A 17,344-nucleotide genomic window follows, 5' to 3' on the forward strand; every position below is an offset into this window, starting at 1 on the left:
GTCGGGGCCCTCGTCGTCGTGCGCGTAGGGCCGCAGCTCGCCGCGGCCGCTGATCGGCCGCACCCCCTCCTGGGGCACCAGGGCCCGCAGATAGGCCGCCAGATCCTCCAGCACCCGCGGGTCAGCGTTCTCATTCACCGTGAGCGAGCAGCTGGTGTGGAGACAGACCAGGGACGCCAGACCCTGCTGCAAGCCGCTGGCGGCGATCTCGGCGTCGAGAGCGGCGGTGATGTTGATGAAGCCTTCGCCGCGGGTGGCGAGGCTGAGCATCTGCAGGTGTTGACGCAGCACGAGCCAGCTCCTCTGAGCACCCTGCCTAGCATCAGACCAGCCACCGCCGATCCGATGCGGGTTCCCCTGCACAAGTCCCTACTGCTGCTTGCTCTGACCCACGGCAGGGCCTGCCGCAATAAGTGGTGATGCCGGAAACACTTATTGCGGCACCGTCCACGGCTGCGCCAGGCCTCGCACTTCTCTACGACGGTGGCTGCCCGCTCTGCCTGCGGGAGGTGCGGTTTCTGGGGGCGCGCGATCAGCGCCTCCACGCCGCATCGCCGCGGCTCACCTTCGTCGACATCGACGCCCCGGACTACGACCCAGGCGCCCACGCTGGCATCAGCTACCGCGAGGCGATGGGGCGCATCCACGGCATCACCGCCGAGGGGCAGGTGCTGCGCGATGTGGCCGTATTCCGGGAGGCCTACAGGCTGGTCGGCCTGGGCTGGCTGTATGCCCCCACCGCCTGGCCGCTACTGGGTCCGCTGGTGGAACAGGCCTACGCCCTCTGGGCCGGCTGGCGCCTGCGCCTCACCGGACGGCCCAGCCTCGACCAGCTCTGCCAGCAACGCTGCCGCCTGCCCAAATGAGTCCGAGGCGCATCTGCTGGGTCAATTAGCCCGTGGCCTTGCGCAGCAGCTAAAACGGTGAACTTCATTGCAGATCGGCTGGAGTGGCCAGGATGGTGCCTTCGCTGGCCATTCCATCAGCCCTGGGGCATATTTTGTGGTGTTGCCTATAGAAATGATGGCTACGCAGGCCAGGTGGACTTTTCAAGCCTGACTTCGCGTTAAACAAGCATAGACTTGGGCCAGAGATAAGCAGGAATCAGCTAGCCAGTGGCAAGAACATAAGCTCCGCAAAATATGCATGCCCCCTTGGAGCTCCCCATACCCCTGCCATCGATGTACTGGTCGATGTACTGGTCAATTAACTGGCTTCAAGGGGGCTCGCCCTTTCGCCTTAACACCCACCCATTGAGCTCTTTCAGGCGTCATCGATTCTGTACAGGCTGAACGGAATCAACGACAGTGCTAGAGCGCCTCCTTAACCGCATTGCGCGCAATCACGCTGCCTGCTGCTCCTGCTGCTTGCCGATGCGATCCCACAGGTGCCGGTAGGCGTCGGTTTGCTCCTGCGTCCAAACCTTGAATTTGGTGCGGCGGCGGGCAGCAAAAGCCAGGTCATTGTGGTTTCTGGGCACCCGGTCGGTGTCGAGCCTCAACATCTTCAATGCAGAAACCGTCATCGGATCGAGCTTTGCCATCGCGCTGCCTCCTGGCTGGTGCGTTTCGCCCACCAAAGCGTCGGATCAGGCCTGCTTCAAGCGTCTGACGCGGATCTGCAGCATCGTCATCACATCATTTGCGGAACATACGAGGGGCCTTCGGTAGGTCGCCCTCCGTAGCATCAGATCACCCGCTTGCCAGCTCCCCATGTCAGCCCGTCGCGTACTGCTTTCCCTTCTCGTTGTGATCCCTGGCTTGGCCTGGAGTTCGCCGCCAGCCCAGGCCCAGCGCCAGGTGCCCAAGATTGGCAGCATCTGCCCCCTGGGCTACGTGGACATGCTCAACGGCAAGTGCAGCACTCTCGGCCTGATGACCTACACGGTTCAACCCACCAAGGGCGAAGCCTGCCCCGAGGGCTGGATGAACGTGGGCGGCGGCTACTGCCGCAAGAAGTGAGCCCTCCAACTGACCCCACTCGCGGAAAGTTGCAGCGGGCAGTTGCATCCAAGGGCTCAGCCCAGATCCAGGCCCAATTGCTCCATCCCGGAAGACAGGCCCCCGGAAGACATGCCCCCGGATTGGCGGCGGCTGGCCCGGAGGCCCGAGCGCCGCGAGCCATGGCGCTGCTGAATCGCAGCGGCCGTAGCGGCAAATCCCTGCTGGTGGCGCAGGGCCCAGAGCCGCTCGCGGGCCGTGGCCGCCGCAGAGGCCCAGTCGACGATGGGGAGGGGATAGTTGGCGCCAAGCGCCCAGCCCAGCCGCTCCTGGGTGGCCCCATCCATCATCCAGGGTTGGTGCAGAAACACCGCCGGCACCGCCGCCAGCTCGGGCAGCCAGCGGCGAATGAACAGGCCATCGGGATCGTGATCGACGCCCTGCTTGATCGGGTTGTAGATGCGGATCGTATTGATGCCGGTGGTGCCCGACTGCATCTGGCACTGGCTCCAGTGGATTCCCGGTTCGTAATCGACGAATAGCCGGGCCAGGTGCAAACCGCTATCGCGCCAGGGCAGCCAGAGCTGGTAGCTGGCCACCGACACCAACATGGCCCGCATGCGGAAGTTGAGCCAACCGGTGGCGATCAGGGCCCGCATGCAGGCATCCACAAAGGGCAGGCCCGTCCGCCCTGCGGCCCAGGCCGCCAGGCGCTCGTCGCTGCCCGGGCCATCCCACTCGCGCAGGCCCGCGGTGAGGGGATGGAGCTCCTGAAACTCCAGACTCGGCTGGCTCTCCAGCTTCTGGATGAAGTGGCAGTGCCAGTGCAGGCGCTCATCGAAGCGCTGCAGGCCCCGGCGCCAGGAGACCGCCGTGAGTCCCTGGCGCCGCTGGCGATTCCCCTGCACCACCTCCCGCAGCGACAGGGTGCCCCAGCTCAGGTGGGGAGAGAGCCGCGAACAGCTGGCAAAGGCCGTGTTCGGACTCGACAGGCCGCTCTGGTAGGCGCGACTGCGCAGATCTAGAAAACTCTCCAGCAGCGCCAGCCCCTGGGGGCGGCCGCCAAGCTGGCGCCCCGGGCAGGGATCCGGCACCAGGGCGAGCTCCTCAGCGCTGGGAATGGTCCCGGGATCCAGGCCAGCCAAAGGCTCCAGGCGCTGCGGTGCCGGAGCGATCGGCTCGGCCATGCGCTCCTCCCAGCGGCGCGCCCAACCCTGGCGCTGCGCCAAGCGACGGCTCACCCCGAACTGGGGGATCTCGTGCCACTCGATGGCGTGCTGCCGGGCCCAGGCCGCGACCCGCAGGTCGCGGGCGTAGGTCCAGCCATTGCCGGTTTCCTGATGACTCCAGAGGCCGCCGATGCCGAATTGGCGCCGGGCTCGCTCGAGCACCTGCTCCACCACACCGACCCGCACCACCAGGGGTTGGCCCAGGCGGGCCAGGGCAGCGCGCAGCTCCAGCAAGCTTTCGCGGCAGAACAGCCATTGGCGCGCCGAACTGTCGGGCTGCTGCCAGTACTCGGGCTCCACCACATAGAGGGGCAGCAGGGCTCCGTGCCGGCAGGCCTCCAGCAGGGGGAGGTGATCTGCAGGGCGCAGATCCCGCTTGAACCACACAACCTGGAGGGGGCCCATGGGCTGGCGCAGAGGTTCGCCGGTGTACAGCATCCTCCATTTGGGCTGCTGCCGTGCAAGCCGCCGTGGGGGCCGGGGCCATGCAGGTAAGACTGGGAGCCCTGGAGCTTCCTGGCCCCTACTTGAGCAGCTAAATCAACGCCATGGGAACCCTTCTCCAACCCTTGCTGCTGATCCTTAGCCTGGCCCTGTTCCACCTGGTAGGCCCGGTGCCGCCTGAGCTGGGGGTGCACGACGGCTTCCTGTCGCCCTGTCCGTCTCCAGCCCACTGCGCCAGGGCCGACTGGGAGGTGACCGATCCGGAAGCCGCATTCGCCCGCCTGGTGACCGTGGTGCAGGCCATGCCCAGAACCACGTTGGTGGAGCAAGGCGATGGCTACCTGCATGCCACCGCCAGTAGCGCCCTATTTGGCTTTGTCGACGACCTGGAGCTCTATGCAGACCAGGCCCGGGGCCAGCTGCAGGCCAGGTCGGTATCCCGCAGCGGGGATTCCGATCTGGGGGTGAATGGTCGCCGGCTTGCGAGCCTGGACCAGGCCCTTAACCAGGCCCTTGGCCAGCCCTAATTGCTGAGTAATTCCATGCCACGCCGGTGAATTTCTCTGGCGTAGTCGGTCCAGGTGCCCTGGCCCCAGTAGCGAAAGCAGCTTGTTTGCAGCAGCAGCAGGTGCAGCAGGCACTGCTGGTAGGCCGGGGTTTGGGTCAGGGCAGGGTCGACCGCCACCAGGGGGTCGAAATGCTGGTGGAAGCGGGCGCTCAGCTGGTTGATCGGCTCGAGCACGTTGGCGTATCCCTCCACCCAGCTGAGGTTGTTGGTCCAGGAAGCCCCGGCCATTGAGAAGGAGGGATCGGCGGCCTGGAGCTGGGCAATGGCGGCCTGAACCGCTGCTGCATCGGGCGGTTCGGTGCTGCCCTGGGGATCGAGCAGCGGCCAGAGCTTGTGCTGCTGCACCGCCTGAATCACCGGGAAGGCGGTGCTGTTCACCCCTGCCCCCTCGAGCAACTCCAGGTACTCGCTGCCATTGATCGCCACTGTTTTGCTGGCCTGACCCGTTTTACTGCCCTCAGCCGTTTTGCTGGCGATGCGCTGGTGGGCCTGGATGAATGCAGCAGGGAACTCGTTCATCATCACGCCGCCATTTTCTCCGTCGGCGATTTGACACACCAACGCCGGAATAGTGCCGGCGCCAAGGGGCTGGCGGCCGAGGCCGAGGGCCTCGTAGCAGGGCTGCATCTGACCCACCAGCTTGGTGTCAGAGCCCTGGGTTTTGATCAAGGCGGTGATGCTCACCGTGTCGCCGCTGGAGTTGCGGGCCACCAGACGGTTGGGGATCAGGGTTTGCTCCCGACTGAGGCTGGAGCCATCGGGATTTTCAACGCTGTGCTCCTGCACCAGCAACCAGCGGTAGCCACACTCCACGAGGGCCTTGACAAGGGCATAGAGAGTGTCGGGGTGGTTGGGCAGGTGCATCTCCGGCGGCGAAAAACCCTTCACCCGTTGCAGGGCCTCGGGGCCAAACAGGGCCGCGAAATGGTGCTGCCAAGCCAGGATCTGCAACTTGAGATCGGGGATTGGCGTGGAGGGGGCCACCGCATGGCTCCAGAAGGTGCCGAGCCACTCCACGTGGGGCTGCAGGCTCGGATCGCAGGCGAGGGTTCTAAGGGCGCCAAGGATGTCCTGGCGGCCCATCTGCTCGAAACCCCAAAACAAATTGCCCGAATAATCGAGCATGATTCGGGGATTGCAGCCCTCGCCAATCAGCTGGGGAATGATCTCGGCAAGCCTTTTGTAGCAGTGGGCAAAGGCATCGGCGTTGTGGTTATCACCCTCGCCCGGGTGCTCATACATGTATTGCAAATGGGAGATCAGCTCTCCGTTGGCCCCGGCTGGAATCGAGGGCTGATGCATGTGGAGCGCACAGGCAAAAGCTGAATGGATCTGCTCCAGCTGGAGATTGGAGTGGGGGGCAAACACCGCTCCGGGCAGTTGCACCAAGGCAAGGATCTCCGCCTCATGGCCCGCGATCGGAGGGAGGCTGGGGCTGGGGGGCATGGTGGGGGGTGGGGGAGGTCAGCTTGCGACAGGGGGGATGGTCACCCTGCTGTTGGGCCCCACTGGCGTTACCTTGCTAAGGCTGATGTTTGCGATCCTGCCCTGGTGGGTGACCCAGCGCGCTGCCGATCCGATGAGCCCCCTGTTTCCCTGTTGCAGTTGTGGAGTGCAAATTGAGCGCTCGATCAAGCTATACAGACAGCGCAAGGGCAAGGTGCTTTGCTCCACATGCCAGGACAGGGCTGAAGCGCTGCAGGCTAGGGATACGGAGAGCAAGGACCCCGGAGAAACCGGGGTCCCAGAAGGAGTGAAAGAAAACAGCTGAGGCAGCCAGAAGCCAGCTTGGCTGGGACTAAATCACTCTTCCTCGTCAGCCCCACCGATGGGAACGAGCTTGATCTGCTTGCGGCCCAGCTTGATCTCAAATTCATCCCCGGGCTTGAGGTCGAGCATGGCGGTGTAGGCCTTGCCCACCAGCAGGTTGCCGTTGAACTGAATTTTTGTGGTGTAGCTCAGCTTGCGGCCACCCTTGCCCGTACCCCTGCCGACACTGTCGGTGCCAAGGCTTACACCCTTGGCACCGAGCAGGGCCTCGTAAAAAGCCGTGAAATTGAGGCGCTCACTGCCATCTTTCTTCGTGCTCACGTAGCCACAGCTACGGACCAGATCCGATTTGGAAACATCACCCAGCTCTTTGACCTTGGCGAGCAATTCGGAGCCTGTAAGCATGTGAGGTAGTTCGTTCAAACCAAATAGTAGCAGCAGACCGCAGCAATTTGGTGGTTATTGGTACTGATTGGACCCACCTAACTGCCACCTGGAAGCAAGCATGCGCACCCGAGCCGAACTATTGCCATCCAAAACGACACCCACCTCCAGCCGCTGAACCCGGGGGGATTGGTGGATCTGGCTCGGCCCAAGCCCCCTCACTTGCCGCACTCTCTTTTGATCAAAAAGTAGAGATGGGCGGGATCCCCATACCGGTACGGCAGGGCCTCATGCAGAGAAGAAAGGCGCCGCCAGCAGACGCTGCGGCGGATCTGGTTGATCGTCCTCTCCTCAAGGATGAGGATACGAAGCGCCTTGCAATAGATTGAAAAACTTGTCTCCAGTTCAGCAATTGTGAGGTCGGCGGTAAAAGTTAGCTGACTCATGGCAACAACATGGCAACGACGTCGTAGTCGCCATGCAGATTCGACCAGCACCCCCAATTGCGTGAAGCCCCCGTTTGGGGGCAGTTGGGTCTCAGGAACCTGTTGATGCCGTAAAGGCATAGCGGGTATGGAGCCTTGTGCTGGCGCCCGGGCTCAATTCGAGCTTGCGATCACCGCTGATCAGGGCCTGCCTCGGCCCACTCCAGGGTTCCACGCACACCATCGGCCGGGGCGGCTCCGTCCAGAGCACCACCAGATCCAGCGGGTGGCTGAGCTGGAGCTCAAGGCTGGTGCCCGCGCCAGTATCCACCAGCCGCACCGAACCTGTGGGTTCGACCAGCAGGTCGATGCCACTGGCCAGCCGTTCCATCTGTTCGGCACTGGAGGCCTCCTCCATGGTGAGGTGGTTGAGGCACTGGGGAGGTAAGCCCTCAAACCTCACCGTCTCCAGGCTGGAAAGGTTGAAGTAGGGGTGCAGCCCGAAGCTGAAGGGCATCACTTCGCTGCTGCGGTTTTGCACCACCGTGCTGATCTCCAGCGCCCCTGGCGCCAGCCGCACCTCCATGCTGAGCAGGAAGTTGAACGGATAGGCCTGCAGCGTTTCGGGGGTATCGGACAACTGCAGTTGTACCCCCAGGCCATCGGCGAGGGGCTCCAGCTGCCAGGGCATCTGCCTGGCGAAGCCATGCTGGCCGAGGCTGAACTCACCCTGGGGCAAGGGCAGCCGATTACCCGGCAGGCCGCCGGTGATTGGAAACAGCACCGGGAATCCACCCCGCACCGATTGGGCAGGGTCGAGAAAGCGCTCCAGATCGAGGTAGACCAGCTCATGGCCAGAGCAGCTCCAGCCGCTGATCAGGCCGCCGCGCTCGGGCACGATCCGCAGCAGGTCACCTGTGGCCGGATCGCTGAATTCCCAGTGGGGATAGGGCGTTTGGCGCTGAATCAAGGCCATGCGATCTCCATCTTGGTCTGGGATGGGCATCAATCTGCCTGAAAGGGCCAGCAATGGATGCCCCCAAGGGGGAACAGTCAGATTTGAACCATCAGATTTGAAGCATCAGATTTGAACCATGCCGCAGCGCATTCCTTTGAGCACGGCCTGCAGCCGGTTGTGCACGTTGAGGGTTTGCAAGAGTCGCTTGGTGTAGGTGTGGGCCGTTTCATCACTGACTACAAGCCGTTTGGCGATCTGGCGATCGCTGAGGCCACTGGCGAGCAGGTCGAGTACCTCGAATTCCCGCGGCGTTAGCCGGGGGCAACTCAGGTAGGGCAGGATGCCCGTGCGCAGGGAGGGGCTGCGGTAGGAGTGGCCGCCCAGCACCGCCATCACCGCGGCCTGCAGCGGTTGCTGATCATCGACAAAGTCGGCTTCGGCCACCACCGCTTCCAACCAGGGGGCATCGAGGCATTCGGCAGGGATCGAATCCCCCAGTGCCAACACCACGGCATGGATGTTGGGATGGAGTTCCCGTGCCTGACGAACCAGGTCAAAACCGCTGCCGCTCTCGAGATAGTCGGTGCAGATCAGCAGTTGGTATGGATCCCCAGCTTCCACAGCCAGGTAATCGAGGCAGCCCTGTTGATCGGTGACCGCACAGGTAATCCGGGAGTAGCCCCCGAAGCTGCGGCAAAGGGCCCGCAGCATGAAGCGACCCTTTGCCGCCACCGCAATGCGGCCCGGAATCTCAATCGACTCCAACCCTTCCTCCTGGGCCCCATGGCCGCCATTGGCCAGAAATTGGCTGAGATCCATTCTCCTGCTGTTGACCTGGCTGCGGTTGGCCTGGCGGCGGCTGACCCTGGCGAGGACGGCGAGGGGAACCAGGCCAACTCTAGGAGTTGCGAATCCTGACCGGGAAGCAATTGCTACTCAGTCGTCGTAAACGAGGCAGTTGATGTCCGAAGGGTTCAGGTCGCAGAACACCTCCAGCGGTGTAGGCGCAACGGCCTCATCGGGGTGGCGCTGCTGGAAATCCTCCAGATCCTTGATTTGCTGTTCGATCTTGCGCGCGATCGCCACATCACCCCTGGCCTGGGCCTCGGCTAGGGCGGTGCGATAGGTCTGGAGCTGGTCTCCGATGGTGGCCATGGAACACACACCCAAGCGGTGGGGCTTGATTTGCAGGTTGAATGTAGCCATGCCGCACCCCGAATGCTCTGCCGATCGGCTGGTTTGACGCGATCAGGCAGGCTGGGGCGGCCCTGAAGGATTGGTCCGATGGCCGACGCTCCCTACCTGGTTGCCCTTGCGCTCGTTGAGATCTCAGGCAAGCGCGCCCTGCCCCTCGCCGGCAGATCCCAGGCCGCAGCAGCGGCCGAAGCGGCTGATCCCGGCGAGGCCGGCCGCAGCCTGGCGCTGGAACTGCTATTGCGTCTCTGGCAGCGCAGCGATGAGGGCCCACTGCAGCGGGCGGCGGGAGATGGCAGTTTGTTGCTGGTGGAAATACCTATGGAGGTGATGAGTGAACAGCTGCCACTGCTGAAAGCCAGCTGGCTCTCCGGGGGTGAAACACAGGTTTTGCTTGACAGTCTGCAGGGTCTCGTAAGCAGGGCCTGGCGCATCACTTTCGCCAAATATGAGCCGGTGAGCTTTATCGCCTGGCCCTGACTGGATTGTGCCGGGATCAAAGAGCTGCAGATATCCGCCCCCTTGGCAGCTGGTCCTAGGGTGAATTGGTAAACCCCACCTGGTGGGGGCATCTGGTATCCCCGTTTCGGCCTGGCTGGAGCGGACCATTCGGTCGCTTCCTCTGAGGCAAGAACCAAGGCAAATACTAAGGTGTCATCCGTTCAGAATAACATTTATTCGCCATCAACTCCAAGGGCTATAGTTTATTGCGAAGCTAATTTCGGTCGTATCGACGGCAAAACCGCCAACGGGCTGGTTCGTCATTCACAGCGCTTCAAGATTCAGTCGATCATCGATAGCAAACTGGCAGGCTTTGATGCGGGCCAGGTGCTTGATGGCGTCGCCACCGGCATCCCGATCCTGGCGGATCTAGCTGAGGCCCTGGCCCCAGCCAATGGCCCCGTAGACACGCTGATTTTTGGCATGGCACCCGCCAGCGGCAGGCTCCAGGCGCCCGAGCGACATGTGCTGCTGGAGGCGATCGCCGCAGGGCTGCACCTGATCAACGGATTGCACGAATTCCTCAACGACGACTTGGAATTTGCAGCGGCGGCGGCGGCCAAAAACGTCAGGATCGTCGATGTGCGCCGCCCCCCCGCCCAAGGGGATCTGCATCTTTTCAGCGGGCGCATCTCCTCGGTGGGCTGCAAACGAATCGCCGTGCTTGGTACCGATGGGGCCATCGGCAAACGCACCACGGCCGTGATCCTGACCCGGGCATTGAACGAACGGGGCATCAAGACGGTGATGGTGGGCACGGGCCAAACCGGGCTGATGCAGGGCGCCCGCTACGGAATCGCCCTTGACGCCCTGCCCTGCCAGTACGGCTCCGGCGAAGTGGAGGCCGCAGTTGTCCATGCCTTCGAGGCGGAGAGCCCCGAAGTGATCGTCATCGAAGGCCAGGGGGCGCTCAGCCATCCCGCCTATCTGAGCTCCACGGCAATCCTGCGGGGCAGCCAACCCCAAGCCGTCGTGCTCCAGCATGCCCCGATGCGGCAGCGGCTCAGCGATTTTCCCAAAATCCCGATGCCTACTGCGGCCAGCGAAATCAAGCTGATCGAAGCCTTTTCCCCGGCCACCCGGGTGATCGGCATGGCCCTGAATCACGAGGGGATGAGCGAAGCCGAAATGACCGCCGCTATTGCGCTCTACGAGATTGAGCTGGGCATCCCGGCGACCGATGCGCTCAGCCGCTCACCCCAACGGCTGGTGGACATGGTGGTGCGGGCCTTCCCCGAGCTGAAGCCGATGGCCAACGCCATCGCCCTGTGAGCTCACCGAGGCTGGTCATCCGCCTCGACCGCCTTGGCCACAACGCCCGCAGCCTGGTCGAGCGCCTCGCGGCCAGGGGCATCTCGGTCACGGCCGTGACCAAGGCCACCCTCGGCTCAGCCCCCATTGCCTCGGTGCTGGTCGCCGCAGGGGTTGCGGGCCTCGGCGAGTCGCGCATCGAAACGATCGAGGCCCTGCGCCAGAGCAACGGCTCAGTGCCGCTGACCCTGATCCGCTCACCCCTGCCAAGCCAGGTGGGGCGGGTAGTGGCGGCGGCCAACTGCAGCCTGAACAGTGAGCCGGCCGTACTGACCCTGCTTTCGGCCGCGGCGGTGGACCAGGGCTGCCGCCACGGCGTGCTGCTGATGGTGGAGCTCGGGGATCTGCGCGAGGGGATCATGCCCAGGCAGCTCGATGGCATCACGGCCGAGCTGTTGCAGTTGCCCGGGCTCGACCTGCTCGGGCTGGGCACCAACCTGGGCTGCCAGAACGGGATTGGGCCTTCCGATGCCTCGATGGGCCAGCTCTGCGAGTTGGCCAGGGGGTTGGAGCTGGCCTTTGGGATCGCCCTGCCAATGGTGTCAGGCGGCAACTCCGCCAACCTGCCCTGGCTGCTGGAGGGCGGGAGGGTCGACCGGATCAACAACCTGCGCCTGGGGGAGGCGATCCTGCTGGGCCGCGAGCCCCTGGGGCGACAACCGATCCAGGGGCTGTTCACCAATGCGTTTCAACTGGTTGGGGAAGTGATCGAAGCCGGGCCCAAGCCCACCCTGGCCTGGGGCTGCGCCGGGGAGGGGGCCTTCGGGCCGGTGGCTGGGCGGCGCGATCGGGGCGAACGCTGGAGAGTGCTGCTGGCCTTGGGCTTGCAGGATGTAGATGCCGCCGGTTTGTCCCTGCCCGCCGGCATGGAGCTGCTGGGCGCCAGTAGCGACCATCTGGTGCTCGACACCGGCGGGGAAATGGTTGCGGTGGGGGCCGAAATCAGCTTTGGGCTGAACTACAGCGCCCTGCTGCGGGCGATGACATCGCCATTCGTGGCTAAAACCATGCTGGCCGGTCCGGTGCTCAGCTGAAGGGCTTAGCTGAAGGGATCTAGCTGAAGGCACTTAGCTGAAAGAACTCAGCTGGGCTGCGCATTCGAGGCAGGTTGCGATACAGGCCAGCGTGAGGGCGGCAGTCCAGGCCGAACGGATCAGCCTGGTGAGCACCAGAAAAATCGGAGTTATCATCGCAGGCTGCCCTTGTCGACGGCCGTGATCTCGGCGTGGGGAACCGAAAAGGTGGGGAACCGATGGCGGCTCAAAGGCCAACGCCTGACCCAGGCGGAACCGGAGACCTCGTCCAGGTTCACTACCTGGTAGAGCGCATCAGGCTTGGAACGGAGACCGATGATTGATCCTGACTGGAAGGTCACGGGCACTGCTTCAAACTGGTACCAGCAAAACAGCACTTTTGACAATATGCCGCAATAATTTGAAAGCCCTGACTTGCTGCCGCTCCCCCCTGGGGCCGGCGCTGGGGACTCAGGGCTGGCTCGGGCCCGCTGGGGCCGCAAAAAACCTCTGCATCACCTCGGCCAATCCAGCGGCCAAGGGACGGTGGCCCTGCAGCCTTGGGCTCCAAATCGAGCCGCTGAGCAATTCCTGGGGCGACACCAGGGCCATGTCCTGACCCTCCAGCAACTGCAGCTGCGCCAACGGCACTGTTAGCTGGCCGCAAAAGACATGGGCCCGGCGCCTGGGGTTGCGGTGCTCCATGGCGTAGTGGAGCAGCTCCGCCTGCCAACCGATCTCCTCCAACAACTCGCGCTGCAGGGCCTGCTCCGCTGTTTCACCCGGATCCAGATGGCCCCCGAACAGGCCCCAACAGCCTGGGGCCACGATGCCGGGAATGTCGTCGCGCAGCTGCATCAGCCAGCAGCCATCACGTTCCAACATGGCAAGGGCAACCTCTACGGTCTGGTTATCACTAACAGCCTGGTTATTTAGTTCTGCCATGGCAATTCTCAGCTGGTGGGGGCTGCCGTGAGCTGCTCACTCAGCTGACACAGCTTCAAGCGCTGCTGGCCATCGGTGGCGGCAGGGGCCACAGGCACTTCCTTAGGGTGACCGCGCATTCCCCCCAGCTGGTCGGGGCCGTAGTGCTCCCCGGGCCGGGCAGCGGGCGCCGTGGCAGCAAAGAGCTGGGGCAGGGCCCCCATGGCGGAGCTCTGCATCAGCGGACCCATGACTCGATAGGCCAGGGGTTCAAACCAGGAGCCGCTGGCGGCCACCGAAGCGGGTTGCAGGTTGGTGCGGGCGATGCCGGGATGGGCGGCCAGTGAAAGCACATCGGCGCCGGCGGCCAGCAACTGCTGCTGCAGCTCCAAGGCGAACATCACATTGGCCAGCTTGCTCTGGCCATAGGCGGCCCAGCGGTCATAGCGGTGCTCCCCCTGCAGATCGTCAAAGGCGATGCGCCCGAAATACTGGGCCCCGGAGGTCACGGTCACGACCCGGCTCGCCGGGCGAGCTCGCAACAGCGGCAGCAGCGCCATGGTCAGGGCGTAGTGGCCCAGATGGTTCACCCCAAATTGCATCTCAAAACCATCGCTGGTAAGGCTGCGGGGCAGGCCCATCACGCCGGCGTTGTTGATCAGAAGGTCAAGGCGGCCATAGCGATCGGCCAGTTCGCGGGCCGCGGCCCGCACCGAGGCCAGATCGGCCAAGTCGAGATCGAGCAGATCGATCGCACCGCCCGCCGCGTCGGCCAGCAGGGAGGTGCGGGCCTGTTCAGAGCGCTGGCGGCTGCGGCAGCCCAGCACCACGGTGGCACCGCGGCGCACCAAGGCCCGGGCCGTCTCCAGCCCCAGGCCACTGCTGGCGCCGGTGATCAGGGCCAGCCGACCGGACTGGTCGGGAATGTCGGCGGCAGTCCAGGGCATCGCAGGCCTCAGCGTGGCCAAATGCTACGGAATATGTACCTAAACAGCGCTGCTCGCCAGGGGCAGATAAGTCGGCAGCCAGCGGGCCTGCTGCAGCAGCAGGGGCACCTGCTCTTGGCTGATCCCTTCACGGGCCAGCCCCTCCCGAACACCGGCGCTGGCCACGGCCTGGGCCACAGCTGCGGCCACCGCCGCTCCATCGCCCAGGGCTGGCATCAGAGCGGCCATTGGGTTGCGGCTGGCGGGGATCCACTCCGCCAGGGCCTGCAGCCCCGCATCGATCATCCCGTCGCTGATGGCCCGCAGGCCCAGGGCCACCGTGGCAAAGCCCAGCCCGGGAAACAGGAAACAGTTGTTGCACTGGCCGATCACCCGCCGCCCCCCCGGCAGCTCAACAGGCGCAAAGGGACTGCCAGTCGCCACCAGGGCCCGACCACCGGTCCAGGCGAGCAGGTCGGCTGGGACTGCCTCCGCCAGGCTGGTGGGGTTGGAAAGGGGCAATATCACCGGGTGGACGCAGTGGCGGGCCATCTCCTCTACCAGCTCTCGGCTGAAGGCCCCCGCCACGGTTGAAGTGCCGATCAAAACGGTGGGGTGCACCTGGGCCACCACGGCGGCCAGATCAATCTGGCCCTCGAGATTGCGGCAAAAATTGTCCAGCTCCTGGGGATCCCGGGCCAGGGCGGCGGCGCCGGGATTGAGACCCGCCATCCCCTGCACCAGGAGACCCTCCCGATCCACCGCCCAGATCCGCTCGCAGGCCTGCCCGTGGCTCAGACCGCCCTTCTGCAGCAGGCGCAGCAGGCCTTCGGCGATACCGCAGCCAGCAGTGCCCGCACCAAACACCACAATGCGCTGCTCTGCCAGGGTCTGACCCAGCCCCTGGCAGGCCGCCAGCACCGCCGCGCTGACCACACCGCTGGTGCCCTGGATGTCGTCATTGAAGCTCGGCAGTTGCTCGCGATAGCGCTCCAGCAACTGGCGAGCATGGCTGGTACCGAAGTCTTCCCAGTGCAGGCAAGCGCCGGGACACTCCAGCTGGACGGCCTCGACGAACTCATCGACGAAGCCCAGGTAGTCAGCCCCAGCCAGGCGGCGCTGATGCAGGCCGGGGTAGAGGGGATCGGCCAGCAGACTGGGTCGATTGGTGCCCACATCGAGGGCGACCGCCAGCACCCGCTCCGGGTTGAGCCCTGCGCAGAGGGTGTAGACGGCCAGCTTGCCCTGGCAGATGTGGATTCCTCCCACCCCCTGATCTCCGATGCCGAGGATCCCCTCTGAATCGGTGACGAGCACCAGGTCGATGGGGCCGTTGATGCCGTTGCGCAGCACCTGGCGCAGGCGACCCCGCTGGTCGGCACTGATAAATAGACCCTCGATGGGGGTGCGGTAACTGCGGCTGAAGTCCTGAATCACCGCCCCCACGGTGGGGGTGTAGACGATCGGCAGCACCGCTTCGAGGTGGTCGCTGAGGAAGCGGTGAAAGAGCACCAGGTTGCTGCGGCGCAACCCCTCCACGAAGGCGTATCGCTCCAGGGGGCCCTCCAACTGGCAGAAGGCTGCCCAACTGCGCTGCACCTGCAGGTCCAGGCTCTCAACCTGGGGCGGCAACAGCCCCTCGAGCCCAAAGGCAAGGCGCTGGGGCGCCGCAAAAGCGGTGCCCTGATTCAATGCGGGATCCCTGAGCAGATCGAGCCCACGTTTGCTGGTCAAACGCAGCGAGGGCGAGGATGGGGCGGCTGCCGCTGCCGGCTCATACATGGAGTTGGCAGTCTTAGGTGATCATAAACCTAGCCACTAGCCTTCACACTCAATCTCCGCATGGAGAATATCCATCACCCTGAGGATCTCAGAGCTAAGGGCGCTATCGAGCTCCAGAACAGCGGCGAGATTGATCAAAATATTCTGTTCATCATCCTGCAGAGGGCCATCGAAGCGCATTATTTCCGCCGCCACGGCAAAAGCGGCGCCCCGCTGCCTGGCATTTAAAAGCGCAGCGCCATCAACCATTAAATGTTGGGCTCCTTTTTCCCGCAGTTGCTTGAGCAGGGAGTCCAACAATTGCATCATCTGGGCTTCGTCATAGTCACGAAATGGCTTGCGGTAATCGAGGGCATGGCGCAGGGATCTGGAGCCAGCCATCGATAAAACACCATCCCAACAGACAGCTGCCAGGGCTACTGCAGCAAACGCATCGGCGGCGCTCATCGAATTCATTGGCCTAGGGGCGAGGTGACTAGGTGGCGAGGCCTAATAACAAGGGCTCGGCCTCACTTTTAACATCGCCCAGCTGCCAGTTGTGCAGCAGTAGGTGGCGCAGAAACTCAACTGCCGTCTCCTTAGCCTGAAAGTCGAGCCTCTCGATCACACACCCCAGCCCCTCAACAGACTGGAAGGTGGTGTGTATCGCCGCCAACTTCTTGCCGGGATTCAGGATCAAGCTCCAAGTGCCCATGTAGGAGGCGCGTCCATCCTCGAGGGTGATCAGTGCTAGGCCAGAGCTGACCATGGGGCTGGTGCAAGGGATAGTCACCTCACTCGGTTGCCGGCGCCGGCGCTGTGACTGTCGCGACAGATTTGCGATTCTTTACGCATGCCGCCTGGACTTGCCCTTGGGGGGCGAAGCACGGCCGTGCCTAGGGGTAGCAGTTGGGCACAAAAAACTGTTCATTCAGCGGGGGCCTCTGGTAGTCGCCACCGCCCAGGCGGGGGGGCAGTTCGATCGGCTCAGGAGTCATGTCCACATAGGGAACCTTGCTGAGTAGGTGCTGGATGCAGTTGAGACGGGCACGGCGCTTGTCGTCAGCCTCAACCGTGAACCAGGGCGCTTCAGGAATGTTGGAGTGGGCGAACATCTCGTCCTTCGCTTTGGAAAACTCAACCCAGCGATCACGGGACTCCAGATCCATCGGGCTCAGCTTCCAGCGCCGGGCTGGGTCTTCAAGGCGGGAGCGGAAGCGGGCTTCCTGCTCCTCATCACTGACCGAGAACCAGTATTTCAATACCGTGATGCCGCTGCGCACCAGCATGCGCTCAAATTCTGGGCAGGATTGCCTGAACTCCTCAACCTGCTGGGGCGTGCAGAATCCCATCACGTTTTCCACCCCGGCGCGGTTATACCAACTGCGATCGAAGAGCAGAATCTCGCCAGCGGAGGGGAAGTGCTCCACATAGCGCTGGAAATACCACTGGGTCTTTTGCTGATCCGAGGGTGTGCCCAGCGCCACTACCCTGCAACCGCGTGGGTTGAGGGGCTCGGTTATCCGCTTGATCGTTCCGCCCTTGCCAGCGGCGTCCCGCCCTTCAAAGAGCAGGATGATGCGATAGCCGCTGTGTTTGATCCAGTACTGCATCTTGACCAACTCCACCTGGAGCCGGGCCAGTTCTTTTTCATAGAGCTTGCGATCGAGCCTGGTTTTCTTGCCCTCCGAATTGGCAGAAAAATCATCAAAGATTGGCGAGGGAAAATAGCGATCGCTCGGGCTTTCAGCCTTAGATTTACCTGCTTTAGCATGGGCAGCCGGATTCTTTTTGGCCTCTTTTAACTTCTTTTTCAAGCTCTTTTTTAAGCCCTTTTTCTTCTTGCCGGCCTGCCCAGCCGCTGGGATTGACACCACATTGGTCACGGGAAACTATCCATTACTCTGCCCAGGCCTACCGCCTGCGGGGCAGGCCAATTGCAGCAAAGGCCACACAAGGGCGTGATTGTTATTTTTCTGTATGGAATAGGGGGGCG

21 protein-coding genes are annotated in these 17,344 nt (G+C 63.5%); 6 read left to right on the forward strand and 15 right to left on the reverse strand.

Going from position 1 to position 17,344, the window contains the following annotated elements; genetic code table 11:
* On the reverse strand, window positions 1-291 hold a 291-nt coding region (locus KBZ07_RS05620; RefSeq protein WP_254930689.1), incomplete at its 3' end, for a YjbQ family protein.
* Window positions 292-419: 128 nt separating this feature from the next.
* Here KBZ07_RS05620 and KBZ07_RS05625 point away from each other — a divergent pair.
* Window positions 420-866, forward strand: a complete 447-nt coding sequence (locus KBZ07_RS05625) for a thiol-disulfide oxidoreductase DCC family protein (protein ID WP_254930690.1) — start codon at window positions 420-422, stop codon at window positions 864-866.
* 476 nt (window positions 867-1,342) lie between these two features.
* Here the strand turns inward: KBZ07_RS05625 and KBZ07_RS05630 are convergent, their stop codons facing one another.
* Window positions 1,343-1,543: a hypothetical protein gene (locus KBZ07_RS05630; RefSeq protein ID WP_254930691.1), complete on the reverse strand. Its 201-nt coding sequence runs from the start codon at window positions 1,541-1,543 to the stop codon at window positions 1,343-1,345.
* A gap of 169 nt (window positions 1,544-1,712) precedes the next feature.
* Here KBZ07_RS05630 and KBZ07_RS05635 point away from each other — a divergent pair, with 169 nt between their 5' ends.
* Window positions 1,713-1,961: a hypothetical protein gene (locus tag KBZ07_RS05635; protein WP_254930692.1), complete on the forward strand. Its 249-nt coding sequence runs from the start codon at window positions 1,713-1,715 to the stop codon at window positions 1,959-1,961.
* Window positions 1,962-2,017: 56 nt separating this feature from the next.
* Here KBZ07_RS05635 and KBZ07_RS05640 read toward each other — a convergent pair whose 3' ends face one another.
* On the reverse strand, window positions 2,018-3,574 hold the full coding sequence (locus tag KBZ07_RS05640; RefSeq protein WP_254930693.1) for a cryptochrome/deoxyribodipyrimidine photo-lyase family protein: 1,557 nt from the start codon (window positions 3,572-3,574) through the stop codon (window positions 2,018-2,020).
* A 143-nt stretch (window positions 3,575-3,717) separates the two neighbouring features.
* Between KBZ07_RS05640 and KBZ07_RS05645 the strand changes: the two genes are divergently transcribed.
* Window positions 3,718-4,140, forward strand: coding sequence for a DUF1499 domain-containing protein (locus tag KBZ07_RS05645; protein WP_254930694.1), 423 nt, complete (start codon window positions 3,718-3,720; stop codon window positions 4,138-4,140).
* Here the strand turns inward: KBZ07_RS05645 and KBZ07_RS05650 are convergent.
* From KBZ07_RS05650 to KBZ07_RS05675, 6 genes are all read right to left on the reverse strand, one after another.
* A complete protein-coding gene (locus KBZ07_RS05650) occupies window positions 4,137-5,627 on the reverse strand; it encodes a glycosyl hydrolase family 57 (RefSeq protein WP_254930695.1) in 1,491 nt (496 codons plus the stop codon). The two genes, KBZ07_RS05645 and KBZ07_RS05650, sit on opposite strands and share 4 nt — an antisense overlap.
* Before the next feature lie 357 nt (window positions 5,628-5,984).
* A complete protein-coding gene (locus KBZ07_RS05655; RefSeq protein ID WP_197153288.1) occupies window positions 5,985-6,356 on the reverse strand; it encodes an AbrB family transcriptional regulator in 372 nt (123 codons plus the stop codon).
* 197 nt (window positions 6,357-6,553) lie between these two features.
* Entirely contained in the window at window positions 6,554-6,781 is a 228-nt protein-coding gene (locus tag KBZ07_RS05660; RefSeq protein WP_254930696.1) for a DUF3136 domain-containing protein, read from the reverse strand.
* A 91-nt stretch (window positions 6,782-6,872) separates the two neighbouring features.
* Entirely contained in the window at window positions 6,873-7,736 is an 864-nt protein-coding gene (locus KBZ07_RS05665; protein ID WP_254930697.1) for a galactose mutarotase, read from the reverse strand.
* Between the two features lie 105 nt (window positions 7,737-7,841).
* Window positions 7,842-8,537, reverse strand: coding sequence for a response regulator transcription factor (locus KBZ07_RS05670; RefSeq protein ID WP_254930698.1), 696 nt, complete (start codon window positions 8,535-8,537; stop codon window positions 7,842-7,844).
* A 117-nt stretch (window positions 8,538-8,654) separates the two neighbouring features.
* Window positions 8,655-8,873, reverse strand: a complete 219-nt coding sequence (locus KBZ07_RS05675; RefSeq protein ID WP_254930699.1) for a CP12 domain-containing protein — start codon at window positions 8,871-8,873, stop codon at window positions 8,655-8,657.
* Between the two features lie 129 nt (window positions 8,874-9,002).
* Here KBZ07_RS05675 and KBZ07_RS05680 point away from each other — a divergent pair, with 129 nt between their 5' ends.
* From KBZ07_RS05680 to KBZ07_RS05690, 3 genes are all read left to right on the forward strand, one after another.
* The gene (locus KBZ07_RS05680) at window positions 9,003-9,392 is read left to right on the forward strand and encodes a hypothetical protein (protein ID WP_254930700.1); all 390 of its coding nucleotides are present in this window, start codon (window positions 9,003-9,005) and stop codon (window positions 9,390-9,392) included.
* A 171-nt stretch (window positions 9,393-9,563) separates the two neighbouring features.
* Window positions 9,564-10,685 carry a DUF1611 domain-containing protein gene (locus KBZ07_RS05685; RefSeq protein WP_254930701.1) on the forward strand — a complete coding sequence of 374 codons (1,122 nt, stop codon included), beginning with the start codon at window positions 9,564-9,566 and terminating at the stop codon, window positions 10,683-10,685.
* A complete protein-coding gene (locus tag KBZ07_RS05690) occupies window positions 10,682-11,758 on the forward strand; it encodes an alanine racemase (protein ID WP_254930702.1) in 1,077 nt (358 codons plus the stop codon). The genes KBZ07_RS05685 and KBZ07_RS05690 overlap by 4 nt, the downstream gene beginning before the upstream one ends.
* A gap of 450 nt (window positions 11,759-12,208) precedes the next feature.
* Here KBZ07_RS05690 and KBZ07_RS05695 read toward each other — a convergent pair whose 3' ends face one another.
* From KBZ07_RS05695 to ppk2, 6 genes are all read right to left on the reverse strand, one after another.
* Complete coding sequence (locus KBZ07_RS05695; RefSeq protein ID WP_254930703.1) at window positions 12,209-12,682, reverse strand: NUDIX hydrolase; 474 nt, start codon at window positions 12,680-12,682, stop codon at window positions 12,209-12,211.
* Window positions 12,683-12,690: 8 nt separating this feature from the next.
* Window positions 12,691-13,608, reverse strand: coding sequence for an oxidoreductase (locus tag KBZ07_RS05700; protein WP_254930704.1), 918 nt, complete (start codon window positions 13,606-13,608; stop codon window positions 12,691-12,693).
* Between the two features lie 39 nt (window positions 13,609-13,647).
* On the reverse strand, window positions 13,648-15,321 hold the full coding sequence (locus tag KBZ07_RS05705; RefSeq protein ID WP_254930705.1) for an NAD-dependent malic enzyme: 1,674 nt from the start codon (window positions 15,319-15,321) through the stop codon (window positions 13,648-13,650).
* Between the two features lie 84 nt (window positions 15,322-15,405).
* Complete coding sequence (locus tag KBZ07_RS05710) at window positions 15,406-15,825, reverse strand: tellurite resistance TerB family protein (protein WP_254930706.1); 420 nt, start codon at window positions 15,823-15,825, stop codon at window positions 15,406-15,408.
* A 19-nt stretch (window positions 15,826-15,844) separates the two neighbouring features.
* The gene (locus tag KBZ07_RS05715; RefSeq protein ID WP_254930707.1) at window positions 15,845-16,117 is read right to left on the reverse strand and encodes a hypothetical protein; all 273 of its coding nucleotides are present in this window, start codon (window positions 16,115-16,117) and stop codon (window positions 15,845-15,847) included.
* A 127-nt stretch (window positions 16,118-16,244) separates the two neighbouring features.
* Window positions 16,245-17,063 (reverse strand): polyphosphate kinase 2, encoded by an 819-nt coding sequence (ppk2, locus tag KBZ07_RS05720; RefSeq protein ID WP_254930708.1) that lies wholly within the window; start codon window positions 17,061-17,063, stop codon window positions 16,245-16,247.
* Window positions 17,064-17,344: the final 281 nt, after the last annotated feature.

It is taken from the genome of Cyanobium sp. BA20m-14 (genome assembly GCF_024346295.1).